23 protein-coding genes are annotated in these 21,715 nt (G+C 59.2%); 11 read left to right on the top strand and 12 right to left on the bottom strand.

The window, feature by feature from the left end:
- Positions 1 to 123 precede the first annotated feature (123 nt).
- From ACRZ95_RS08425 to lpxK, 5 genes are all read left to right on the top strand, one after another.
- The gene (locus tag ACRZ95_RS08425) at positions 124 to 1,644 is read left to right on the top strand and encodes a DUF2125 domain-containing protein (protein WP_170678018.1); all 1,521 of its coding nucleotides are present in this window, start codon (positions 124 to 126) and stop codon (positions 1,642 to 1,644) included.
- Between the two features lie 108 nt (positions 1,645 to 1,752).
- Positions 1,753 to 3,099 carry a TldD/PmbA family protein gene (locus tag ACRZ95_RS08430; protein ID WP_170678020.1) on the top strand — a complete coding sequence of 449 codons (1,347 nt, stop codon included), beginning with the start codon at positions 1,753 to 1,755 and terminating at the stop codon, positions 3,097 to 3,099.
- Complete coding sequence (locus ACRZ95_RS08435; RefSeq protein WP_170678021.1) at positions 3,086 to 3,886, top strand: 3'(2'),5'-bisphosphate nucleotidase CysQ; 801 nt, start codon at positions 3,086 to 3,088, stop codon at positions 3,884 to 3,886. The genes ACRZ95_RS08430 and ACRZ95_RS08435 overlap by 14 nt, the downstream gene beginning before the upstream one ends.
- A complete protein-coding gene (locus ACRZ95_RS08440) occupies positions 3,883 to 5,118 on the top strand; it encodes a glycosyltransferase N-terminal domain-containing protein (protein ID WP_170678023.1) in 1,236 nt (411 codons plus the stop codon). The genes ACRZ95_RS08435 and ACRZ95_RS08440 overlap by 4 nt, the downstream gene beginning before the upstream one ends.
- On the top strand, positions 5,105 to 6,106 hold the full coding sequence (gene lpxK / locus ACRZ95_RS08445) for a tetraacyldisaccharide 4'-kinase (protein ID WP_170678025.1): 1,002 nt from the start codon (positions 5,105 to 5,107) through the stop codon (positions 6,104 to 6,106). Before ACRZ95_RS08440 ends, lpxK begins: the two co-directional genes overlap by 14 nt.
- Positions 6,107 to 6,146: 40 nt before the next feature.
- On the opposite strand, the gene ACRZ95_RS08450 is transcribed toward lpxK, so the two are convergent.
- Both ACRZ95_RS08450 and ACRZ95_RS08455 read right to left on the bottom strand, forming a co-directional pair.
- Positions 6,147 to 6,809: a DsbA family protein gene (locus ACRZ95_RS08450; protein WP_170678027.1), complete on the bottom strand. Its 663-nt coding sequence runs from the start codon at positions 6,807 to 6,809 to the stop codon at positions 6,147 to 6,149.
- Positions 6,810 to 6,822: 13 nt separating this feature from the next.
- The gene (locus ACRZ95_RS08455; protein WP_170678029.1) at positions 6,823 to 7,329 is read right to left on the bottom strand and encodes a DciA family protein; all 507 of its coding nucleotides are present in this window, start codon (positions 7,327 to 7,329) and stop codon (positions 6,823 to 6,825) included.
- Positions 7,330 to 7,410: 81 nt separating this feature from the next.
- Between ACRZ95_RS08455 and mutY the strand changes: the two genes are divergently transcribed.
- On the top strand, positions 7,411 to 8,466 hold the full coding sequence (gene mutY / locus ACRZ95_RS08460; RefSeq protein WP_170678031.1) for an A/G-specific adenine glycosylase: 1,056 nt from the start codon (positions 7,411 to 7,413) through the stop codon (positions 8,464 to 8,466).
- Positions 8,467 to 8,527: 61 nt separating this feature from the next.
- Positions 8,528 to 9,664, top strand: coding sequence for an alkane 1-monooxygenase (locus ACRZ95_RS08465; RefSeq protein ID WP_170678033.1), 1,137 nt, complete (start codon positions 8,528 to 8,530; stop codon positions 9,662 to 9,664).
- Positions 9,665 to 9,742: 78 nt separating this feature from the next.
- Here the strand turns inward: ACRZ95_RS08465 and ACRZ95_RS08470 are convergent, their stop codons facing one another.
- The 4 genes from ACRZ95_RS08470 to ACRZ95_RS08485 form a co-directional block, all read right to left on the bottom strand.
- The gene (locus ACRZ95_RS08470; RefSeq protein ID WP_170678035.1) at positions 9,743 to 11,125 is read right to left on the bottom strand and encodes an adenylate/guanylate cyclase domain-containing protein; all 1,383 of its coding nucleotides are present in this window, start codon (positions 11,123 to 11,125) and stop codon (positions 9,743 to 9,745) included.
- Between the two features lie 138 nt (positions 11,126 to 11,263).
- Entirely contained in the window at positions 11,264 to 12,367 is a 1,104-nt protein-coding gene (locus ACRZ95_RS08475) for a site-specific DNA-methyltransferase (RefSeq protein ID WP_170678037.1), read from the bottom strand.
- 107 nt (positions 12,368 to 12,474) lie between these two features.
- Entirely contained in the window at positions 12,475 to 13,092 is a 618-nt protein-coding gene (locus tag ACRZ95_RS08480) for a ribonuclease HII (RefSeq protein ID WP_170678039.1), read from the bottom strand.
- A gap of 108 nt (positions 13,093 to 13,200) precedes the next feature.
- Entirely contained in the window at positions 13,201 to 13,668 is a 468-nt protein-coding gene (locus ACRZ95_RS08485; protein WP_170678041.1) for a hypothetical protein, read from the bottom strand.
- Between the two features lie 177 nt (positions 13,669 to 13,845).
- Between ACRZ95_RS08485 and ACRZ95_RS08490 the strand changes: the two genes are divergently transcribed.
- The 3 genes from ACRZ95_RS08490 to ACRZ95_RS08500 all read left to right on the top strand — a co-directional run bounded on the left by ACRZ95_RS08490 (position 13,846) and on the right by ACRZ95_RS08500 (position 16,569).
- Positions 13,846 to 14,133, top strand: a complete 288-nt coding sequence (locus ACRZ95_RS08490; protein ID WP_170375633.1) for a hypothetical protein — start codon at positions 13,846 to 13,848, stop codon at positions 14,131 to 14,133.
- On the top strand, positions 14,105 to 14,806 hold the full coding sequence (locus ACRZ95_RS08495) for a winged helix-turn-helix domain-containing protein (protein WP_170460025.1): 702 nt from the start codon (positions 14,105 to 14,107) through the stop codon (positions 14,804 to 14,806). Before ACRZ95_RS08490 ends, ACRZ95_RS08495 begins: the two co-directional genes overlap by 29 nt.
- A 185-nt stretch (positions 14,807 to 14,991) precedes the next feature.
- Positions 14,992 to 16,569, top strand: a complete 1,578-nt coding sequence (locus ACRZ95_RS08500) for a DUF427 domain-containing protein (RefSeq protein WP_170678043.1) — start codon at positions 14,992 to 14,994, stop codon at positions 16,567 to 16,569.
- A gap of 112 nt (positions 16,570 to 16,681) precedes the next feature.
- Here the strand turns inward: ACRZ95_RS08500 and ACRZ95_RS08505 are convergent, their stop codons facing one another.
- The 6 genes from ACRZ95_RS08505 to ACRZ95_RS08530 all read right to left on the bottom strand — a co-directional run bounded on the left by ACRZ95_RS08505 (position 16,682) and on the right by ACRZ95_RS08530 (position 20,402).
- Positions 16,682 to 17,476: a DUF1217 domain-containing protein gene (locus ACRZ95_RS08505; RefSeq protein WP_170678045.1), complete on the bottom strand. Its 795-nt coding sequence runs from the start codon at positions 17,474 to 17,476 to the stop codon at positions 16,682 to 16,684.
- Positions 17,473 to 17,874, bottom strand: coding sequence for a flagellar biosynthesis repressor FlbT (flbT, locus tag ACRZ95_RS08510; protein ID WP_170375637.1), 402 nt, complete (start codon positions 17,872 to 17,874; stop codon positions 17,473 to 17,475). The genes ACRZ95_RS08505 and flbT overlap by 4 nt, the downstream gene beginning before the upstream one ends.
- Positions 17,871 to 18,248, bottom strand: a complete 378-nt coding sequence (gene flaF, locus ACRZ95_RS08515; protein ID WP_170678047.1) for a flagellar biosynthesis regulator FlaF — start codon at positions 18,246 to 18,248, stop codon at positions 17,871 to 17,873. Before flaF ends, flbT begins: the two co-directional genes overlap by 4 nt.
- A gap of 77 nt (positions 18,249 to 18,325) precedes the next feature.
- Positions 18,326 to 19,573, bottom strand: a complete 1,248-nt coding sequence (locus ACRZ95_RS08520) for a flagellin (protein WP_170678049.1) — start codon at positions 19,571 to 19,573, stop codon at positions 18,326 to 18,328.
- A 207-nt stretch (positions 19,574 to 19,780) separates the two neighbouring features.
- A complete protein-coding gene (locus ACRZ95_RS08525) occupies positions 19,781 to 20,137 on the bottom strand; it encodes a flagellar biosynthesis protein FlgN (protein ID WP_170552283.1) in 357 nt (118 codons plus the stop codon).
- Positions 20,121 to 20,402, bottom strand: coding sequence for a rod-binding protein (locus tag ACRZ95_RS08530; RefSeq protein WP_170678051.1), 282 nt, complete (start codon positions 20,400 to 20,402; stop codon positions 20,121 to 20,123). Before ACRZ95_RS08530 ends, ACRZ95_RS08525 begins: the two co-directional genes overlap by 17 nt.
- Before the next feature lie 112 nt (positions 20,403 to 20,514).
- On the opposite strand from ACRZ95_RS08530, the gene ACRZ95_RS08535 reads away from it, so the two are divergent.
- A complete protein-coding gene (locus tag ACRZ95_RS08535; protein WP_170678053.1) occupies positions 20,515 to 21,714 on the top strand; it encodes a flagellar hook-length control protein FliK in 1,200 nt (399 codons plus the stop codon).
- Position 21,715 lies beyond the last annotated feature (1 nt).

Here is a 21,715-nt window from a genome sequence, read left to right on the forward strand (position 1 = left end):
CTTGGGCTGACCTTTGGCTACAGGCGTAACGCGGAAACGGGGAAAGGGTCCAGCCCTTGCCCCCTTGACGATGCCTGCCACAAGCCCGACCATGCGCGCAAATTGATCAAGAAGGGTTACCTTATGTCTGTTTTCATCCGCCGCAGCTGTGGCGCCGTTCTGGCCTATGCCGTCGCAACTCAAGGTGCATATGCCGACCTGACTGCAAATGACGTCTGGAACGACTGGCAAGAGTATTTCCGGTCCGTAGGTTACACGGTCGAGGGCGAACCCAGCAGCGCTGGCGATGTCATGACCATCAACGATATGACCCTGTCCATGGACTTCCCCGAAGAGGACGGACAGTTCCAGATGACCATGCCCGAGGTCACGTTGACCGAAAACGGCGATGGCACCGTCAACGTCGGCTTCCCCGGTAGCTTTCCGATGGTCATTTCGGGCGGCGTTGAAGATGAAAAATTCACAGCAAATCTGACCTACAGCCAGACAGATTTGGAAATGGTTGTGTCAGGTGATCCGTCCGACATGACCTATGACTACTCGGCAGCAGCCCTCGGGATTGTGTTGGATTCGATCGAGGGCGGAGACGAGCCAATTCCCGAAGATGCGCTGGAAGGTGGTATCGAATTTACAGGTATGGCTGGCACATCGCGCATGCTGATCGGCGACAATCGCGAGATCACGCAGACGCTCGACGCCGACCAAATGGCCTATAAGTTTAGCTTCAAAGACCCCGAAACCAGGGAATCTGGGTTGATTGACGGGTTACTGAACGGCCTGACATCCAGCGGCGACAGTGTCCTGCCCTCTGGGTTCGATCTGGCCGACCCGCAGGCATTGTATGACGCAGGCTTCGCCTTTTCCGGCATGGTCGCCTATGGCTCGGGCAAGACAGACATCAGCGGCGTCAGCGAAGGTGAGCAATTCACCATGGCAAGCTCGTCCCAAGGTGGCCGACTTGAGGCCAGCGTAGATGGCGAGCGTGTGGCCTATGATCTAGAACAGAATGACGCGAAACTGGCAGTGACTACGGGCGACCTGCCCTTTCCGATCGAAATCGCAATGGCGAAGGCGGGTCTGAACCTAGACATCCCGGTGCAGGAATCGGAGGAGGCCGCACCCTTCGCCTTCGGCCTGAACCTGACCGATTTCACCATGTCAGATGTCCTCTGGAGCATTTTCGACCCGGCAGGCAACCTGCCGCGCGATCCGGCCACCATTGCGCTGGACACGACCGGCACGGCGAAAGTTCTGTTGAACATCTTCGATCCGGAACAGGCTGCAGCCCTTGAAGAAGAAGCAGAAGTCCCAGCCGAGCTGCATTCGCTGAAAATCAACGAATTGCTGGTCTCGATGGTTGGCGCGCGCTTGACCGGGGACGGTGATTTCACGTTGGACAACGAGAATCTCGACGAATTCGGCATGCCCATTCCGACTGGCGTTGCGAACCTGCAATTGGTTGGGGCCAACGCACTGATCGACAAACTGATCGGCATGGGCCTGATGTCCGACAACGACGCCTTGGGTGCGCGTATGATGATGGGCATGATGGCTGTTCCGGGTGATGAACCCGACACGCTGAATTCGACAATCGAATTCACTGAAGACGGTCAGATTAAGGCCAATGGTCAGCGCATTAAGTAATGATATCAGAGAGGGCCGCCAGTGATCGGCCCTCCCACACAATACCGTCAGGGTCTTGCGAGAGGCGCGGTGCAAGGCTAGGTCCTTGGCAACACATCCGGAGGCCGCATGACCCGCACACCAGAAGAAATCAGCCAGCAATTGCTTGACGCCGCACGCCTCGCCGGGGCAGAGGCGGCAGATGCCATCGTGATCGACGGATCTTCCGTATCGGTCGAGGTACGTGGCGGCGCGCTGGAACATGCGGAACGCTCAGAAGGCACCGATCTGGGGCTTCGGGTGTTTCTGGGAAAGCAACAGGCCATTGTTTCAAGCTCTGACAGCCGTCCCGAAACGCTGACGGCCATGGCCGAACGGGCCATCGCCATGGCGCGCGAAGCGCCCGAAGATCCTTTTACCGGTCTGGCGGCCAGCGAGGAATTGACCAACGGCTGGGATCTCGACGCGCTTGAGCTCTTTGATCCCTCCCCCGAACCCTCTGCCGAAGCGCTGATGCAAGATGCGCTGGCGGCTGAGGCCGCAGCTCTGGCTGTTTCCGGCGTATCGCAAGTCTCGGATGCGGCGGCGGGCTATGGCACACATATGGTGCATCTGGCGGCCACCAACGGATTCTCGGGCGGGTATGCGCGCAGCAGCCGGTCAACATCCTGCGTTGCGATCTCGGGCGAAGGCACCGGGATGGAGCGGGACTTTGACGGCGACAGCCGCACCTTCCAAGCCGACCTGCGGGACGCCGAGGAGATCGGGCGCTTGGCCGGAGAACGCGCGGTCGGACAGGTTGGCGCGCGACAGCCCGCAACGGGCAGTTTTCCAGTACTGTTTGACGAGCGCATTTCATCATCTTTGATCGGGCACTTGCTGGCCGCCAGCAACGGCGCGGCGATCGCGCGTGGGGCGTCGTGGCTGCAGGATTGTCTGGGCGAACAGGTATTGCCCGAGCATCTGTCGCTGATCGAAGACCCGCACCGCCCACGTATCTCAGGCTCACGCCCGTTTGACGCCGAAGGGCTGGCAACGCGCCGCCGGGCGATTGTTGAGAACGGAGTGCTGACCGGCTGGACGCTGGATCTGGCCAGCGCCCGCAAGCTTGGCATGACCTCAACCGGCAATGCAGCGCGCGGTGTCTCGGGGCCGCCCTCGCCAAGCAACTGGAACCTCAGCTTGACCCAGAGCACCCAAAGCCGCGCGGATCTGATGCGCGATATGGGAACCGGGTTGCTGGTCACCTCGATGATCGGATCGACGATCAACCCCAATACGGGGGATTACTCGCGCGGGGCCTCTGGCTTTTGGGTCGAGAATGGTGAAATCACGCATCCAGTCAATGAATGCACCATCGCGGGCAACCTGCGCGACATGCTGAAACGGATCATCCCGGCCAATGACGCGCGCACTTATCTGTCGCGCGTTGTGCCCTCGGTGCTGATCGAAGGGATGACCCTTGCCGGCAACTGACCTGCCACTGCTGATTGACGCCGCACGCAAGGCCGGAGAGATCGCGACCCGTTTCTCGGGCGCGCAGGCCCAGCGTTGGGACAAGCCCGACGGTGCCGGACCGGTGACCGAGGCCGATCTGGCCGTCAACGAAATGCTGGAACAGATGCTGCCCACGGCGCGGCCCGACTATGGCTGGCTCAGCGAAGAGACCGAGGATAGTCCGGACCGCCTATCGCGGGACCGCGCCTTCATTATCGACCCGATTGACGGCACCCGCAGTTTTGCCGAAGGCTCGCGCACCTGGGCACATTCGTTGGCCGTTACTGAGCACGGAGAAGTCACCGCAGCTGTGATCTACCTGCCCCTGCGCGACCTGTTCTATTCGGCGGCGAAAGGTCAGGGCGCCACCCTGAACGGTGCGCCAATCCGCGCCTCGGAGGCTTCGACGCTTGGGGCTGCCACAATTCTTGCCGCCAAGCCCAACATGAACAGCCACCATTGGCGCGATGGTGACGTGCCGGTGTTTGACCGTGCCTATCGCCCTTCGCTGGCCTATCGCATGGCTTTGGTCGGCGAGGGGCGTTTTGACGGCATGTTGACCCTGCGACCCAGTTGGGAATGGGATATCGCGGCGGGCGACCTGATCATTCGCGAGGCTGGAGGGATATGCACCGACCGCGCTGGCCAGCCCCTGCGGTTCAACAACGCGCGCCCCCAGCTGAATGGCGTTCTTGCCACGGCGCAGGATATCCACAACCAGCTTTCGTCCCGGCTTGATCCGAACGGCCCTGGCATCGCCCCATGAGCAAACCGCGATCTCTAAGCCTTGCGGCCTACCGGGTCCTGTCCTGGGGGGGTGCACAGCAAAACATCCGACCAGATCAGCCCCGCCCGGACGGAGAGCTTGTCTGGGTTCACATCGCAACACGCGACCGCTTGCGTGCAATCAGTGACTTTTGCCTCAGACTGCAACAGGCCCGACCCGGCCTGTCGATCCTGCTGAGCGCCCCGCCCGAGATCGACCTGAGCCGCTGGACAGGAAGCCCCTTTCCCATGGTCAACCTGCCCGCCGAACAAACCGGCGCAGCGCGGGCTTTTCTGGGCCATTGGAAACCCGATCTGGGTCTGTGGGTCGGAGGGGGATTGATGCCCAGCATCATCACCCGCGCGGAAGAGCGCAAAATCCCGATGCTTCTGATTGAGGCGCAGTTGGATGTCGTCTTGTCCCGCAATGCGCGGTGGCTGCCGGATATCAGCAGATATACGTTCGATTGCTTCGAACATATACTCACCACCACCGACGAAACGGCCCGCCAGATCCGGCGAATGGGGGTTGCCTCCTCCAAAGTGCGCAAAGCGCCGCCGCTGCAGTTCAGCCCGAACCCGCAACCCTGGCCCGAGGACGAGTTGATCGAGACCAACCACGCCCTCGCCGGACGTCCGGTTTGGCTGGCGGCGCGGGTTCAGGCGAAGGAGTTCATCTCGGTCCTCAGCGCCCATCGGCAAGCGCTGCGCATTCTGCCGCGATTGGCGTTGATCTTGCAGGTGGCAGACCGGGCCGAGGCCGCTCCGCTGCAGCGACGGCTTGAAACCATGGACTTGCGCTGTTCCAATTGGGATGACGGCGGCCCTATCGAGGACACGACGCAGGTGATTGTCAGCTCTGAGCCCGAAGATCTTGGCCTTTGGCAGCGTGTGTCACCTGTGTCCTTCATGGCCAGCTCGCTGGAACGCGGCGCGGGCGGGCAGGACCCGCTGGATGCTGTCGCGTTGGGATCGGCGGTTATCTATGGCCCTCATGTCGATATCTATCAGACGGTTTATGCCCGCCTTGCCGAGGCCGGTGCCGCCCATCCTGTCAAAACCGCGACCGAGCTTGGAGATGCGGTCGTCGCCCTTCTGGCCCCGGATCGCGCGGCGGGGATGGCGCTGGCAGGTTGGCAGGCGATCACCGAAGGTGCACCACAGGCCGAGCGGCTAGTCGACATGCTGCAGGACCTTTTGGACCAGCGGAGTAACCACGATGCGCGCCCCTGACTTCTGGAACTCGGACCCCGCACGCCCGGCGCTGCGTGCCCGACTACTCAGCCCATTGGGGCGGCTATATGCGGCGGCGACGGCTCGCCGGGTCAGCTCTCATCCCGGGTTGAAACCGGGTGTGCCGGTAATCTGCATCGGCAACCTGAACGCAGGCGGAACCGGCAAGACCCCCACGGTGATCTGGGTACTGGAACAGCTGCGCAACGCCTGGCACGAGCCGCATGTCGTCACGCGCGGACATGGCGGGTCGCTGGAAGGCCCAGTTCGGGTTGACCCCGCCAAACACAGCGCCGCTCAGGTCGGGGATGAGCCGCTTCTGCTGGCCATGTTCGCCGAGGTCTGGGTCGCCAAGGATCGTGCCGCAGGTGCGCGCGCCGCGGCAGAGGCGGGCGCAAGCGTGATTGTTCTGGATGATGGCTTCCAGAATCCGTCGGTCGCAAAGGATTTCTCGATCATCGTGGTGGATGCCCAGCGTGGGTTCGGCAACGGCTTGTGCCTGCCAGCCGGTCCCCTGCGCGAACCCGTAGAGGTCGGCTTGAAACGCGCCGATCTGATTCTTTCATTGGGCGATACGCAAGCGCAAGAAGACTTCGTGGCGCAATGGGACCACAAGCTATCAGCGCCTCATGCAACGGGCGTTGTCGCGCCGTTGCAAACCGGTATGGACTGGGCTGGATCGCGGGTTCTGGCCTTTGCTGGGATCGGCCACCCTGAGAAGTTCTTTCAAAACCTGCGCCAGCAAGGGGCCGAACTTTTGCGTGCCGAGGCACTCGACGATCATCAACCGCTAACCCCGGCTCTGATGACCCGGCTTGAAAACGAGGCCCGCCTGCTTGGCGCTCAGATGGTTACAACGGAAAAAGACGCAGTGCGCTTACCGCAAGCTTTTCGCAACAAGGTCGTCACCCTGCCCGTCCGGCTGCAAGTGAATGACCCAGAGCAGGTCAGAGAGATGATCCTGAAGGCGGCCCCATCTCCCAATTGACCGGAATGGTCGGCCTGAGAACAGGCCGACCAAAAGGCAATTAGCTGCCCAATTCGTCTTCGATCAGTTGCTTGAAGTCCTCATAGGACTGGTTCGAAACCTTCTTGCCGTTCACAACAAAGGACGGAGTGCCCGTCACATCATCGCGTTCAGCGTTTTCCTGATACCACGCCACCAGAGTCTGGGCGCGTGTGCCGTCCTGCAGGCAGGCCTCAAGTTGGTCATTGTCGATACCCGCCAGACGGCCGATCTTGCGCAGCTCGTCCACTATCTCGGTTGGACCACCTGCTTGGGTCCATTCGGACTGGCCCTGATAGATCAGATCGGTGATGCCAAAGAACTTCTCGGGCCCTGCGCAGCGCGCAACCATCGACGCCCACAGGCCATAGCGGTCAAAGTAGACCTCGCGATAGATGAACTTGACCTTGCCGGTGTCGATGAAGTCCTTCTTCAGCTGCTTATACGCACCCTGATGGAAGGTGGCGCAATGCGGACAGGTGTAGGAGGCATATTCGATGATCTCGACCGGCGCGTCCTCGGCCCCCTGCACCATCTCGATGATCGTGGAGGTGTCCAGATCGGCCTCTTGCGCAATGGCGCTGCCGACCAGAGGATTGACGGAGGTCGTGTTCGAAGCTGTCATCCAATAACCACCAGCGGCCACGGCGACAGCCGCACAGATTACGGTTGCAATACGGCTCATTCTCAGCCCTTTCTCAGCGTTTCTGCTTGGATAAAACGTTGCGGCCCAGACGTTCAAGGGCCGCACGCAAATCTTCATCATGGACATCCTGCGAGACTCTGCCCGCTTCGGCCATGATTTCAGGTTTGATCTCTGGTTTCGCTTGTTTCGGCTTGTGCTCGAAACTGGCCTGCCCCTCGGCAAATCCGGTCGGAGCGGTCTGGGTGATGCGCACACGGCTGATCGCGTTGTAGCCGTAAACGGCGTTCACCTTCCCGCGCAGTTGTTCTTTCTGCATTTCCAGCATTGGGGCCTGTGGCCCGGTTGTCAGGACGGTCAGGGTCGCACCCATTCCGTTCCTGCCATAGCCCACATTCACGGGTCTTGCGATGGCGGCAGTGTCCTGGCCCACGATCTCAGCCCAGTGCGTCAGAAGGCGCGAAACCGCAAAGCCCCGGCTTTCGCCGGCGCGTCTGATCTGATCGTTCAGCAATGTCGCGGTGCGTTTGAACCCGCGTGTCGAAGAACGTTTGCGCTGCATCTGGTTTCCAACTCCTGCACCGCTATTGTAGTAGGCAGGCCAGCAGGCGCCAGCGAAACCCGACAGTGAGATAGATAAAACTTGCGTGACAGCCCCGAATTTAACCTGAGCGCTGAATTGCTCGACTGGTATGACCGCCACGCGCGCGAGATGCCATGGCGTGTTGGCCCCGCCGATCGCGCTGCAGGCGTGGTGCCGGACCCTTACCGGGTCTGGCTGTCCGAGGTTATGCTGCAACAGACAACCGTCGCCGCCGTGCGGGACTATTTCACCCGCTTCACCACGCGCTGGCCGACCGTGCAGGCGCTGGCTGCCGCCCCCGATGATCAGGTCATGGGGGAATGGGCGGGCCTCGGCTACTACGCCCGCGCCCGCAACCTGCTGAAATGCGCCCGTGTAGTGGCGGATAAGCACAACGGACGGTTCCCCGACACCTATGTCGCGCTGTTGGACCTGCCGGGTATAGGCCCCTATACTGCCGCCGCGATCTCGGCCATTGCATTTGACCGGCCCGAAACCGTGCTCGACGGCAATGTCGAGCGGGTGATGGCGCGGCTCTACGACATTCACGACCCGTTGCCCGGATCAAAACCTGTTCTGAAAGAGAAAGCGGCCGCTCTGACACCCGAGCGGCGCCCCGGAGACTACGCGCAGGCCGTAATGGATCTGGGAGCCACAATCTGCACACCCAAATCCCCGGCCTGTGGAATCTGCCCCGTACAGACCCCCTGCCTTGCCCGCTCTGCTGGCACGCAGCCGGAACTGCCAAAGAAGACGCCCAAAAAGCCGAAACCCACGCGATTCGGCCATGTCTACATCGCGCAACACCAAAACGGAGCGTTGCTGCTGGAACGCCGCCCCGACAAGGGTCTTCTGGGCGGCATGCTGGGCTGGCCCGGCTCGGACTGGTCCGAGGCCCCGCCCGAGACCCCTCCGTTTTCGGCAGAGTGGCGCGCGCTGAACGGTGAGGTGCGCCATACGTTCACGCATTTCCATCTGGTGTTGCGGATCTGGATCGCACCGCTGCCCGAGGGCACCGAACCCGATGGGCTGACGATATTGCCCAAGCATGACTTCAAACCAAGCGACCTGCCAACGGTGATGCGCAAAGCCTACGACCTGTGGCGGGGTCAATAAGCCCGCTGGGCAAGCCCGGTCCGTCCGGCTAGGGTTCACCTGCCTATTCGGAGCATCATGGATGATCGCGACTCAAACCCTCTCGCGCTGGCAAGCCGCCCTACCCTATTGGGTGTCCTTCCTGCTGATCCCGCTGATCTGGGCCACGGCCTTTGCAGGGGGGTGGTGGGTTTTGCTGATCCCCCTCTCCACATGGTGGGCCTTTGCGGTTCTGGACCGCTTGACCGGCCTAAACCTGCAAAACGCCGACCCTGAAACCCCCGATGATGCGCTGCATTGGTACATCCTGCTGACCAAGCTCTGGGTGCCTGTCCAATTCTTCACGCTGTTTGGCCTGATCTGGTACGCAACCCACAGCGATCACCTGTCGAGCTGGTCGAAAATCGGGCTGTTCTTCGGCATGGGCGTCATCTCAGGCACGATCGGCATCAATTACAGTCACGAGCTGATGCACCAGAAATCGCGGTCCGAGCGTTGGTTGGGCGATCTCCTTCTCGCGATGGTCCTCTATTCTCATTTCCGGTCCGAGCATCTGCTGGTCCATCACCGCCACGTCGGCACCCCGCGCGACCCGGTGACAGCGCGCTACAACGAAGGCTTCCACCGCTTCTACCCCCGTGTCCTGAGGCAATGCCTGATCTCGGCCTTCCGGGCCGAGCGCGACAAGCTGGCCCGCAAGGATCGCCCCTGGACTGACCGCTCTAACCCGTTCTGGCGCTACTGGGCCCTGCAAACCGGCATGCTGATCCTCGCTGCCCTGATCGGAGGATGGCCCGGCCTCGCCCTATTCCTGCTGCAAGCGGGCGTCGCGATCTGGCAGTTAGAGCTGGTCAACTACGTGGAACACTACGGGCTGACGCGAAAACACTTGGGCGAGGGCAAATACGAACACGTTCTACCCCGGCATTCATGGAACGCCTCACAAAAAGCGTCGAACTGGCTGTTGATCAACCTGCAGCGACACTCGGACCACCACTACAAACCCAACCGTCGCTTCCCGCTGCTGCAAAACCACGCGCAAGAGGACGCGCCGCAACTGCCCTTCGGCTACCCGGTCATGACAGTCGCCGCGATGATCCCACCCTTATGGCGCCGCGTTATGAACCCGCGCGTGCGCGTCTGGCGGCGGCACTACTACCCCGAGATCACGGACTGGCACCCCTATAACAAAGCACTGAACCCCTGCCCAAGGGCGTGACCGCAGCGCGCACCGCGCGCTGCCCGGCCCAACTGGAGGGGCTGCATCATTGATGCTGTCCAAACAGGCGGGAGCCGTTCACAACACCCAGATATCCATAGGGTTTTCGACACCGCGAACGGTCTGACCCAGGCGTTTCTGGAACCCATCCATAAACGCTCCACCATTCGGATTCTCGCGCAACGCCCGCTCCCGCAACGCATCACTGACCACGATCCGGGCGTTAAAATCACGGGTCATCGCCTCCAGCTTGGCCGAGACATTCACCGCATCGCCAATCACAGCAAATTCCAACCGGTTGGCCCCGATATCCCCCAGAACGACCGAACCAAAATGCACGCCGATCCCGACGTGGATATCATGCTCTCCCGCACGAAGCCGTTCCTGGTTCCAATCGTCGATGACGCCAACCATCGCGCGCGCACAGCCCAGCGCATTGCTTGCGTCCAAAGGCGTTGCGACCGGCGTGCCGAAAGTCGCCATTAGCCCGTCACCCAGATATTTGTCCAAAGTGCCATGATGGCGAAACACCTCAGCCTCCATCCGAGCATGAAACCCGCGCAAAACCTCGATCACCTCGTAGGGGTCCCGTCCGGCTGCAAATTTCGTAAAGCCCACAATGTCGATAAACAGCACCGCGATATCCGCCTTGCGCACCTGCTTTAGCGGCTCGTCGTTCTGGCTGAGCTCATCGACCACATTGGGCGAGAAGTAACGCGACAGGTTGGCCCGCTCCCGCTCCAGCCCTGCATTGCTCATCAACAAGCGATTTAGCCGTCGCATCGACACGCCAAGCGTCACCGCAACCATGACGAACACGATCACCTGCTGAACGCGCTGCGGAATATCGAAACTGTTGGGATCCAACAGCTCTGCGACGTCCGGATAGCCCTGCAAAGCCGCCGCCACCTTCTGGCTGATCCCCGGTATCGGCGTGGCCACCCACCAGGCAATGATCCAACCCGCCGTCCAGATCAGTGCTGTCCAGGAGCCGATTGCCACAACCGTGCGCCACGAATAGGCCAACGTGCCTGCGGCCAGAATAATGAAGAAATATTGAAAATTGTCGAACCGGTACTGCATGGCCAGCGGCCGCACATCATCGCTGAACGGGTTCGGAACAATCATCCCAAGCGTCATGATCAGAAGATCGACAAAGATCAGCAACAGCTCGGTTCGCGATTGGCCAACCCGCCCTGCCCGCCGGATCAACCAGCCATTGGCGCAGATGAGAAGCAGGATGAAATGATACCACAGCACCTCCCATTGCGGGTTCAGAAAGATCAGTAGAACGCCGGTCAAGGCCATAGCAATCCACCGTGCGCGGACGGCCAGTTCCAGACCCTCCTGCTTGTGCCGTTGCATCGCGGCTTCGGTGTATTTGTTGTCCATATCCACAGCATCCGGCTGCGTAACGGCGAACCGTTCCAGTCTGGATGGGCTGGCAGTTGTCTCGCTCATGACAGGAACCTCTGAGGCGGTGCTGGCGACGCGCCCATGCAATCACCTCTGATCGGAAAACAAAAGACCCCGCCGAGAACGGCGGGGCAAGGCGTAGTGCCTTGTGTCAGGCCACAGGCACCGGCGGTTTTCGTGATATCAGTTGTGCATCTCGGCCCGGATCTGCTGGCGCAGAACGTCGATCGGCACCGTTTTGCCGTCGCGCTTGAAGCACCAATAGGTCCAACCGTTGCAGGAAGGGGCGTTCTCAAGATGTGCGCCAACCTGATGGATCGAGCCTTTGACGTTGTCGCCAACCAGCGTGCCATCGGCGCGAACTTTGGCTTTGTGGCGCTGGTTCATCGAATACAGCTCTTCGCCCGGGCGCAGCATCCCACGTTCGACCAATTGACCGAAAGGAACACGCGGCTCGGCGCGTTTGCTGGCGCTGACTTCCAGCGCCTCGCGGTCGAATTTGTGCACCTTCGAGATCCGCTTCTCGGCCACTTTGCGATAGCTTTCCTCGCGCTCGATGCCGATGAACTCACGGCCCAGCATCTTGGCGACAGCCCCTGTTGTGCCTGTGCCAAAAAACGGATCCAAAATCACGTCACCCGGATTGGTCGAGCCAATCAGAACGCGGTGCAGCAGAGACTCGGGCTTCTGTGTCGGATGCGCTTTGTCGCCGTTTTCGTCCTTCAGGCGCTCATGCCCGGTGCAAATCGGCAGAACCCAGTCACTGCGCATCTGCACGCCCTCGTTCAGCGCTTTCAGAGCTTCGTAGTTGAACGTGTATTTCGCGCCTTCGCGCTTCGACGCCCAGATCATCGTTTCATGCGCATTGGTGAACCGCTTGCCGCGGAAATTCGGCATCGGGTTCGACTTGCGCCATACGACGTCGTTCAGAATCCAATATCCCGCATCCTGCAGGGCCGAGCCCACGCGGAAAATGTTGTGGTACGAGCCAATCACCCAGATCGCGCCGTTCGGCTTGAGCAGACGATGCGCCGCCTTCAACCACTCACGCGTGAACTGGTCATAAGCACCGAAGCTTGAGAATTGATCCCAGTGATCGTCGACCGCATCCACCTGGCTGTTATCGGGGCGATGCAACTGGCCTTTTAGCTGCAAATTATAGGGCGGATCCGCAAAGATCAGATCAACCGACGCCTCGGGGAGACTGTTCATCACATCGATGCAGTCCCCAGATAGAATCGTGTTTAAAGGGAGCGCTTTTGCGCCCTTTTTGGTGGTCGTTGTCATATCACTGCCTCAAGTATCCACGGCGCTTTTGCGCTCATTTGGTTGAGACAAGGATGAGTCAAAGACGATTCGCCGTCAATTTCTTTTTTGAATCAGCGACTTACGATTTACTCTTGATACAAGATATTGTGTACCGTCTTGAACGAACGCCTATGATGTGGGGTCACGCCAAGATTTTGCAGCGCCTCGCGGTGCTGTTTTGTCGGATATCCGGCGTTTGCCTCCCAGCCGTAGCCGGGATGCTGTTGCGCTAAATCCACCATCAGCTGATCGCGCCAGTTTTTCGCGATGATCGAAGCCGCCGCAATCGACACAGATTTGCCATCCCCCTTGATCACGGCCTCGGACGGGATCTGCAGGTTATTGGGAATCATGTTCCCGTCGATCAAAAGGTAATCGGGCGCTGGTTCCAGTGCCTGCACCGCGCGAACCATGGCCAGATGCGAGGCGCGCAGGATGTTGAGCGCATCAATCTCGGCGACCGAGGCCTCGGCCACGGCGATCTCGGCCCGTTCCCGCAACTCTGCCTCCAACGCTGTGCGTCGCTTGAGCGAGAGCTTCTTGGAATCGTTCAGCCCCTCGGGAATATCGTCTGGGTTCAGGATCACGGCGGCGGCAACCACAGGTCCGGCCAACGGGCCGCGCCCAACCTCATCAACGCCTGCAATCCGGATATGGCCCTGCGCGCACAGCCCCTGTTCGATTTCAAAAGTCGGTTTTGTCATCCCTTCGGAAAACCGCGTTTTCAAAGCCGCCGCAACAAAAAAGAGAGGGCAGCATGCGCCACCCTCTCTCAGCGCGGTGCTGTTTCGCACCGCTCCTGCTCGACCGTGTTACTTGTAAACGACGCGGTATCCGTGATGGCGCAGGCATGCAGGTTCATACGCCCGCTTCACCTTGTTGCCATTCCAGAACCCGACCTTGCACTCTTGCGGCAGGCTGTTGGCATGTTTGTAGTGCTTTTTGAGGCACTTTGTGCCCAGCAGCGGACGCTGCCCATAATTGTCATGCTGGCGTAGGCAGCGTTGTGGCAGGTCATAGCGTGCCACGTGTCTGGGCAAAGGCTTCACCTTGGTATGCTTGACCTGAGGCGCGGTTTGCACGTGGTTGTACTGTCGCGCGGCCTTCTCACGGTCCTTGCGCTTTTCCTTGTTATAGTAATGCACCCCCGCGCCAATGATCGCGATCGCGGCCAACCCCCCGAGGATATCCCCCGTATCCGCAGCACGCGCCTTTGAGGCCGATACGCCGGTAATCGCCATAGCCGTCGCGATGATCAGAGCGATGAATTTCTTGTGCATGATGCCTGTCCTTTCCGAGATTTTTGGCGACCCCGTGATGGACCGCGTCTTTGATGCCTCAACACTGGGTCCACCCCCCTCAGACAAGCAATATCGGCCCCGTGTTATTGGATATCAGGCGCTGCAAACCCCTTTGGTCATTGAATATCAGCCCAAGCCATGCGCAGGATGCAGCTTATGAAACAGATCTTCTCTTCTCTGGTCGCAGCTGCGCTGATATCGGTGGCCCCGGTGGCTTTGGCCGCGGAATGTTATGCCGATTACAAGGCCAAACAGGACAACCCGCTGCGCCTGCACTACGGCGTGATGCAGGTGTCGTCCTGCGACAAGGGTCAGGCAACGAGTGAAGTCGCCCAGCGCCTCAGCGGTTCAGGGTGGACCCTGCTGAATGTCCAGTCCGTTTTCGGGCCGGAAGGGTTGGATCAAAGGAAGGCCAATGCCGGAAAATTCTATCTCCGTTTCTGAGGCGCGACGCTCGGGCGTGCGCCTTGTCGGTCTGGGCATTGCCGCCATTGTCGTGATCCTGATCACCGCCGCGCTGTTCCTGTTCTGGACACTGCCCGATGCCAATGCCTTCAACGCCCGCGTCGAACGGTTATTTGTTGAGGCGGATCTGACCTCACAAACCGAAATCCGGTTGCTCGAGATTCTGGCCCAATCGGGGACGGCCTTTGCCGATACGCTGTCCAGCTACCGCATGGTGATTTACGTGCTGCTGGTTTTTGCATGCGCAATGATGATCTCGGCCCTCGTGTTTCTGGTGATGCTTGCACTGCTGAACCGGCGCATGGCACAGATCGAACGCACCGGCATCCAGGTGACATCCCTGCTGATTAGCCGCGAAGAGAACACCGTCTACCTCAACAACATGGATTTCAAACTGACCCCTGCGGCCATGGAGACCCTCTCGGTGCTGGCGGAATCCCGTTTGGATGATGAGGTCCTATCAGGCGCTCAGATCGAGGCGACGATATCGGGGCGCGATGCAGCCGATTGTGACGAGGCCGCAGGCGCCACCCGCATCAAACGGCTGCGCGACGCCTTGGGCAATCAGATGGTCAGTGAGTTGCTGGTCAAGAACATCGCCAAAAAGGGCTATATGCTTTCGATCGAAAAAGACGTCATCCAGATGGTTTAAAGCGTTTCGAGTTTTCGTTGAAGCGCCCTGTATCGCTTTTCGCGTTCGACCGAAGGGAGAGGCAGCGAATAAGCGATACAACATAAACTTGAAACGCTTTTGGCCGCAGTAAAACCCGCGCCCCTCTTGGAATGCCCGACCAAAACGCCCATTCTATAGGGACCCCGGGCAAGGGAGGGATGGCGATGAACGTCCACACCACACCAAAATCCAACGGTTATGACATCTCGGTCGAACATCTGTCCGACAGGATCGCGATTTTTCGCGATGGCCTTCTGTTGGCCGAAAGCCAGAATGCCAAGGTGATGTATGAAACCCGGCTGCCGCCGACGATCTACGTCCCTCGTTCGGATGTTTGCGTCGACCTGAGCGGAGAAACCGGCCTGCAAACCTTTTGCCCTTTCAAAGGAACCGCGACCTATCACGATATCAATCTGCCCGGAGATCGCCTGGCCAATTCGGTATGGGCCTATGACGACGCCCTGCCAGAGAGTGCTGCAATTCAAGGGCATATTGGGTTCATGCCCAGTGCCTATACGGATATCGACCTGGGCAAGAACCAACTGCGCGACACCGAAGACACCAATATCAGCGGTCCGCTGATCGACTGGCTTATGCGTGGGGCGTCCCTTTCGGATACACCCGAAGCATTCACCAAGGCGCTGGCCGAAAAGATGCTGGAACACGGTATAGCGATCCAGCGCCTCAGCATTCTTGCATGGTCCTTGCACCCCTTGATCGCGGGCAAACACTTCATTTGGGAAAAGGGTGAGGATGAGATCCTGACCCGCGCGCCCACTTATGAAATCTACGACCACCCCGCATTTATCAACAGCCCGTTGCGCCATGTCTCGAACGGGCTGGGAGGCGTGCGCCAAAGGGTGAACGACGAGAACCCACATAACAGCTTTCCCATCATCGAGGATCTGCGCGCCAAAGGGGCCACAGACTATGTCGCCATGCCGCTGCCCTTCTCGGACGGTCGAACAAACGTACTTACGCTCAGCTGCGATCATCCCGATGGGTTCACGACAGAGAACCTTGGTCTAGTGTTCGAATGCTCTGCCGTTATTGCCCGCTTTTACGAGGTGTTTATGCAGCGCGAAAATGCGCAAGTTCTGCTGGAAACCTATGTCGGCAAACGGTCAGGCGCGCGCGTGCTGGGCGGAGAGATCCGACGCGGCGACGGAGATGAGATTGATGCGGCCATCATGTTCTGCGATCTGAGAAACTCGACCAGCCTGGAGGAGAGCCTTGACCGGGATGCCTATATCAATCTGCTGAACGAGTTCTTTGAAACGGTCTCGGGTATCGTGGATGAAAACGGGGGCGAAGTTCTGAAATTCATCGGCGACGCCGTTCTGGCCGTTTTCCCAGCGGGCGAAGAACCCGCGCAGGCCCGCGCGAATGCCCAACAGGCGGCAACGGAAATCGTCGAAAAACTCGCCGAACTGCGTTCAGCGGATCCTAATATCCACTGCGACTGCTCAATCGGCGTGTCCTATGGCCGGGTGACCTATGGCAATGTCGGCTCGCGCGAGCGGCTGGATTTCACCGTTATCGGACAAGCCGCCAACGTCGCAGCGCGTCTGGGTGAGCATAGTAAATCGACCGGGTACCGCATTGTCGTCTCGCAAGATATTGAGCCCGCATGCTGCAATGCAATCCCGCTCGGCGATATCAAACTGCGCAACGTGTCCCAGCCGGTCACATGTTTTGCGTTACGAACGGCGGCTGATGTTGAGGTCGGTGATCCAGCTTAACCTCGGCGAATTATTAAGCTCGCTGCGTTTGATCTGCTTCGACAAAAGGGGGGCGCAACGTAAGCTGGGGCCTATCCCGCCGCCCTGAAGATTGGTGCAGAATGCAACAACTCTAGCCCGCACCCAACAAGATCAAAGCGGTCTGCGCCGGTGATATTGTGCTTTGCAGTTGCGCGATCTGACTGCGAGCCAGATAGGTATCCGTCAGTTTCTGAATAGCTTCAGGCTCGGTGAATTGGGCCAAATCATCCGATCTGGTCAAGCCTGACAAACGGTCCTTGAACACCTCAAGCTGCCTGTCCAGATCGAGCTGCGAAAACGAGGATGGCAGGCCAAGCGCGGTCTCCATCATGCGACGCAAGGGCGGCAAGCCCATCAAATCGAACCATTTCGTATCCGCGCTGCTGTCACCGGCAGCCAATTCGCCAAGCGCATGTTGCGCATAGAGGGAAATCCGCATTGTCTCATTTGTCTCACCGACAGAAACTTCGAAACGGGACACCAGATTGTCTTCGGCAATCTGCTCCATATTCGTGATCAGTCCGGTTTTGCGCACCTCGCCGGGGCCAAAACCGAAGGCTTGAGAAAACTCCCGATACCGCTTGTCGGACAACCGGTTGGACAGAGCATCATCGGCTCTGGTTCCATCCTCCAATATCTTTTGGATAAAGAACCGATTGTTGATGTCCTCTTCCAACCCGAAGGCGCCCAAGGCCACCTGTAGCAACCGGCGATCCGACACCAAGTCTTCGGCGGATTGAACCTTGCTTATGTTTTCCAGAAAATACTGCCTGTCCCTCTGGTTGACGCTGGAGTTCGTAAAGCTCTCCAGTTGTGCGTCATAGGTCCGCTGCAAAAAACGCCAGCCCACAATGCCGCCAGAGGGTATGACAGGCTGGAACGTCATTGCTGGTACGCCATCAGCCGCTCTTCCCGCGGCAGCAAGGAGCGGAGAGACTTGAGGCATTTATAGTATTGTTCGGCCACCAGCGCTTCGGTCGCCTCGCTCAGGACTCGGCGACTGTCTGAATCCGTGAACACCTGGCTCAACTCCTCAACCCGGCGCAGCAATTGCTGACGCGCCTGATCAGGCTCCATATCACCGGACAGTACCAACTGCGCGGCATAGCAAACGCGGCGCACAGGCGTTGTGACTTCGTCTGGGTGGATCGCATCTCGCAGACGCAAAACGTTAGCTTGCGGTGTCATGATCGAAAACCGGCTGCGGCGGTCTCCATTCTCGATCACCACACCATTGATCAACACCCGCTCTTTCGGGGCAAGTTTCAGGACCAGGCCACTCATCCGGCGGCCCTCATGTGTCGCAGACCCCGCAGAACGGCCATGTTGATCTCGAGCAAAGGTTCTACCGTCGCGGTGTTCCCCAAAACCTGTGCGCTGTGCTGCTCCGTAAATTCGGCCAGGTAGAAAATCCGCGCGCGCAAATCCTTCGGAAGCGAGTTATCCGAGTCCGCCACGCCGGTCGCCAGCACTGTCCACAACCGCCGATTTTCATGCAATGCCTGAACAAATCCGGAAAAATCCGTTGCCTTCCGGGCCGCTGCTGCTTTGAGCCGATGAGTGATTTTCGAGATCGCCTCATACTCCGTATCCCGCGGCGTGCGGGTCGGAGCGGTAGATTGCGCATAGGCGCGTTGAGCGTAGCTTTGCAGTGTCACTTGAAATCCTTCCAATAGGCCGTCTTCAGGCAGTCACGACCGGGGCGCGGTATTCACGCCCCGGCCAGGTTCCGGATTTAACGGAACAGAGACAGGATCGACTGCGGCGCTTGGTTCGCAATCGACAGCGACTGGGTGGCCAGCTGCTGTTGCACCTGCAGCGCCTGCAACCGGGCCGAGGTTTCTTCCATATTGGCGTCCACCAGAGAGCCGATGCCCGATTTGAACGAGTCCGACAGGTTCGAGATGAACTCTTTCTGTGTCTCGATCCGGCCCTGCGCCGAACCGAAAGAGGCCGAAGCATCGATGGCCGTGTCGATCAGACCCTCGATGGTACCCAGAGCAGCCAGTGCCCCTGCGTCGGTCGAAACGTCGATCGAATCCAGAGCACCAAGGCCACCCGCGCCGGCATTTGTGAATTGGGCCGCGATGGTCACGTCACGATCGGCATCAGCACCAGCCGTTGCGGTACCGGTCACAAAACTCAGGGTTCCCGGGCTGCCGGAGTCATAGTCGATCGCGACACCCGTGATGCCCAAGGAGTCGATCTTGTTCTTCAGCCCCACGGCGACGATCGCATCCGTGTAAGCGGCATCATAGGTTCCCGAGGGATCGAGATCAGAGTCTTGAACGGTATAGGTCGCAACCTGATCACCCACCGCAATTGAAATCTTGTCGCCCGCTTCGAAGTTGTCGGTCGAGCTGTCGATCACGATGTCACCGCTGCCACCGGTCTTATCCATGGTGAAACCAGCAGTGTCGTTGTCAGTTGTCACGTTGTCCGAACCTGCCAGAACACCCTTGGCGGTGTAGCCACCAACCGAAAGATCCTGAGCAGCGACGCTGATCGAAGACGCGGTCACGTCACCCGCCGCATCACGATCCAGAGACGCCAGGATCGACGCCGGACCCGAGGACCCGTTCACCAGGTTCAGACCGTTGAACTGCGCCGCACCAACAACAGATTCGATCTGATCCTTCAGCGCACTCACGTCAGCGTTGATCTTGGCGCGATCCACGTTGTCTTCCTGCGCCCCAACGATCTTTTCCTTCATCTGGGTCAGAAGGTTGGTGACAGTTTCAGACGCGTTCCGCGCAACGGCGACCGTCGATTCACCCAGCGAGAGGCTGTCTTTGATCGCGTTGAAGCCTTTGACGTCCGATTCCATAACTTTGGAAATCGCCCAGACGGCCGAGTTGTCTTTTGCTGTTGCGACATCCTTGCCGGTCGAGATCGCATTTTGGGTCATCTCGAGGTTTTTGTTGACCGATTTCAGGGTCTGAAGCGCAACCATCGCGCCGTTATTTGTCAGAATACTGGACATAGTTCCATCCTTTTGCGTTAGGGCTTCAGCGCCCAAGATCACCCCGCTAGACCAGCGGGCTTTGGTGTCTTTCTGACCTGTGCGATGCGCCGTCCGGCCCTTCGCGCCACCCGCTGTTTCAGGTGCAGCACCACCTTTGACCTCGATCCCCTAACGGAGTGCTAAAGCGGCCCAACTCGAAATTTCAGATTTGAATCAACTCTGGTCCTATGCGCGTTTTTCCAGCTTTGCCTGACCTCGCACGGTGAATCCGTTGCGTTGCCCGTCGGCCCCATAGGTGCTGAATTCCTGCCGCACGCGGCGCAGCTCCGCCATACGGTTGGCCACCGCGCGAATCCCCTCGGCCGCGCTGTTCAGCAGCGCCTGATTGCGCTCCACCTTTTGATGGACGCGAAGCAGATCATCGCTGCTCAGCACCTGAAGATCGTTAATCGCACCGATCAGTTTCTCTTTTTCAGGGACCATATGATTGAGACGCTCTAGATCACCGTCCACAAGCGCGGCGCGCTCAAGGTCAAGGACCTCCTCCAGTGATTTGATCAGAAGGTTAGGCTGATGTGTCATCGGAATTCTCCATCAAGGATTGAAACAGAAGTTCAGACATGCCAACACCTCCGGATTGCGCCATTTGCCGGGCCTGTTGCTGAACAAGAAAGGACGAGAACTGGTCCTCACCGGCACCGCCACCAAACGAATCGCGTGCTTTTCCCAAGCCTGCGGATTTCAGCATTTCGGCCAGAAACGCCGCCTCGAGCTCGACTGTGGCGGCTTGCAGGCGCTCATGGGTTGAGGGCGGCGGCGGCATCGACTGGAGGGGAGGGATTTTCATCGGCTTCTCCGAAAATTGCATCGAACTTTCTTGATCAAAGACGAAAGCGGTTAAAATAAACGTAACCTCCTTTGGGCAGTTTGACCGTCAACCACGACGGAGCCGGAGCAAAATGCCTAACCCTCTTACGCTGATGACACCCACGCAAAACACGGCCACGAAACCGGGGACGCGCGAAACCACATCGGAGACGTCCACGCGCTTTCAGGATGTTCTTGAGGAAGAAACGCCGCAGCCTGAAGTCGAGGTAGCAGCCGAGGATGAAACCGCCATTGCACGGGACATTGTGCCAGAGGATTCTGCCCTAGAAGAAGTTCTTGCAGACCCTCTGCCAACCCAGCCTGACGCTCCTGAGGAACACGTGTTTGGGGACTTGGCCGCACTGCCAGTGCCGAGCGAGACGCAGGTAACGCAAGGGTCTGAAACTGTACCTATTCCATCGAAACTCGAGGGTGCAGAAGCACCTAAGACCGACTCTGGCGCAATGCATAAGGTTTCAGTTGCTTCACCGCAGCGGCTTGAGGTCGAAAACAAGCACAATTCACCTGTTCAGCCACAACCCAACACCGTCCAAACGGTCTCAACCAAAGCCTCAGACGGTCACGTCCTGTCTGCGAAGCCGATTGCGGGGCAGCCTGTTCCAACTGAGAGGGCACAAACCTTGGCTGCGATGCAACCTACTGAACCGGCCGCTGCCCCCCAGAACAATGCAGTGACAACTGCGCCTCAGCCCTCCAAACCCACACCAACTCTCGCGCAGATGCAGGTGATGGCGTCTGTGCGGAACGCAGATTCCGAAACTGCCACAGAGATCCGCGAAACTGACGGCGTGATTGCCACGCGCGAAGAGCCCTTGTCTCAGAACGTCCGCGACACGGCTTCGGTTGCGCATCCAGCCACACAGGCTGCCAAGGCTGAAATCACCCGAACCATCGCCGGGCAGATGGCGGCAGCGATTCAGGTTCGCGCGGGTTCCGGTACGATCGAGATTGCACTCAGCCCCGAGGAACTGGGGCGGGTCTCCATTACGCTCAACGGTCGCGAGGACGGAATGGTCCTGGCAATAGCCGCCGAGCGCCCCGAAACACTGGACCTGATGCGCCGGCATCTTGCCGTGTTGGAGGCCGAATTCCAAAGCCTTGGATATGGCGACATCTCGTTTGATCTAAGCACATCGGACGATGCGCAGGATGATACCGCAAACCCGAAGGCAAGCGACTATGGCCCTTCCCTTTCGGCTGAATCGGATACGCCAAACGCTCCGGTCATTTCCCGAAATCTTTCGGGCCGTGGCATTGATATGAGGCTTTGAC

This window comes from Ruegeria sp. AI3 (assembly GCF_056541245.1).

Excerpts from the sequence above, each read along its gene's own strand:
- ACRZ95_RS08425 (WP_170678018.1), top strand. The coding sequence starts at position 124 with ATGTCTGTTTTCATCCGCCGCAGCTGTGGCGCCGTTCTGGCCTATGCC.
- ACRZ95_RS08430 (WP_170678020.1), top strand. The coding sequence starts at position 1,753 with ATGACCCGCACACCAGAAGAAATCAGCCAGCAATTGCTTGACGCCGCA.
- ACRZ95_RS08440 (WP_170678023.1), top strand. The coding sequence starts at position 3,883 with ATGAGCAAACCGCGATCTCTAAGCCTTGCGGCCTACCGGGTCCTGTCC.
- lpxK (WP_170678025.1), top strand. The coding sequence starts at position 5,105 with ATGCGCGCCCCTGACTTCTGGAACTCGGACCCCGCACGCCCGGCGCTG.
- ACRZ95_RS08450 (WP_170678027.1), bottom strand. The coding sequence starts at position 6,809 with ATGAGCCGTATTGCAACCGTAATCTGTGCGGCTGTCGCCGTGGCCGCT.
- ACRZ95_RS08455 (WP_170678029.1), bottom strand. The coding sequence starts at position 7,329 with ATGCAGCGCAAACGTTCTTCGACACGCGGGTTCAAACGCACCGCGACA.
- ACRZ95_RS08465 (WP_170678033.1), top strand. The coding sequence starts at position 8,528 with ATGATCGCGACTCAAACCCTCTCGCGCTGGCAAGCCGCCCTACCCTAT.
- ACRZ95_RS08470 (WP_170678035.1), bottom strand. The coding sequence starts at position 11,125 with ATGAGCGAGACAACTGCCAGCCCATCCAGACTGGAACGGTTCGCCGTT.
- ACRZ95_RS08475 (WP_170678037.1), bottom strand. The coding sequence starts at position 12,367 with ATGACAACGACCACCAAAAAGGGCGCAAAAGCGCTCCCTTTAAACACG.
- ACRZ95_RS08480 (WP_170678039.1), bottom strand. The coding sequence starts at position 13,092 with ATGACAAAACCGACTTTTGAAATCGAACAGGGGCTGTGCGCGCAGGGC.
- ACRZ95_RS08485 (WP_170678041.1), bottom strand. The coding sequence starts at position 13,668 with ATGCACAAGAAATTCATCGCTCTGATCATCGCGACGGCTATGGCGATT.
- ACRZ95_RS08490 (WP_170375633.1), top strand. The coding sequence starts at position 13,846 with ATGAAACAGATCTTCTCTTCTCTGGTCGCAGCTGCGCTGATATCGGTG.
- ACRZ95_RS08495 (WP_170460025.1), top strand. The coding sequence starts at position 14,105 with ATGCCGGAAAATTCTATCTCCGTTTCTGAGGCGCGACGCTCGGGCGTG.
- ACRZ95_RS08500 (WP_170678043.1), top strand. The coding sequence starts at position 14,992 with ATGAACGTCCACACCACACCAAAATCCAACGGTTATGACATCTCGGTC.
- ACRZ95_RS08505 (WP_170678045.1), bottom strand. The coding sequence starts at position 17,476 with ATGACGTTCCAGCCTGTCATACCCTCTGGCGGCATTGTGGGCTGGCGT.
- flbT (WP_170375637.1), bottom strand. The coding sequence starts at position 17,874 with ATGAGTGGCCTGGTCCTGAAACTTGCCCCGAAAGAGCGGGTGTTGATC.
- ACRZ95_RS08520 (WP_170678049.1), bottom strand. The coding sequence starts at position 19,573 with ATGTCCAGTATTCTGACAAATAACGGCGCGATGGTTGCGCTTCAGACC.
- ACRZ95_RS08525 (WP_170552283.1), bottom strand. The coding sequence starts at position 20,137 with ATGACACATCAGCCTAACCTTCTGATCAAATCACTGGAGGAGGTCCTT.
- ACRZ95_RS08530 (WP_170678051.1), bottom strand. The coding sequence starts at position 20,402 with ATGAAAATCCCTCCCCTCCAGTCGATGCCGCCGCCGCCCTCAACCCAT.
- ACRZ95_RS08535 (WP_170678053.1), top strand. The coding sequence starts at position 20,515 with ATGCCTAACCCTCTTACGCTGATGACACCCACGCAAAACACGGCCACG.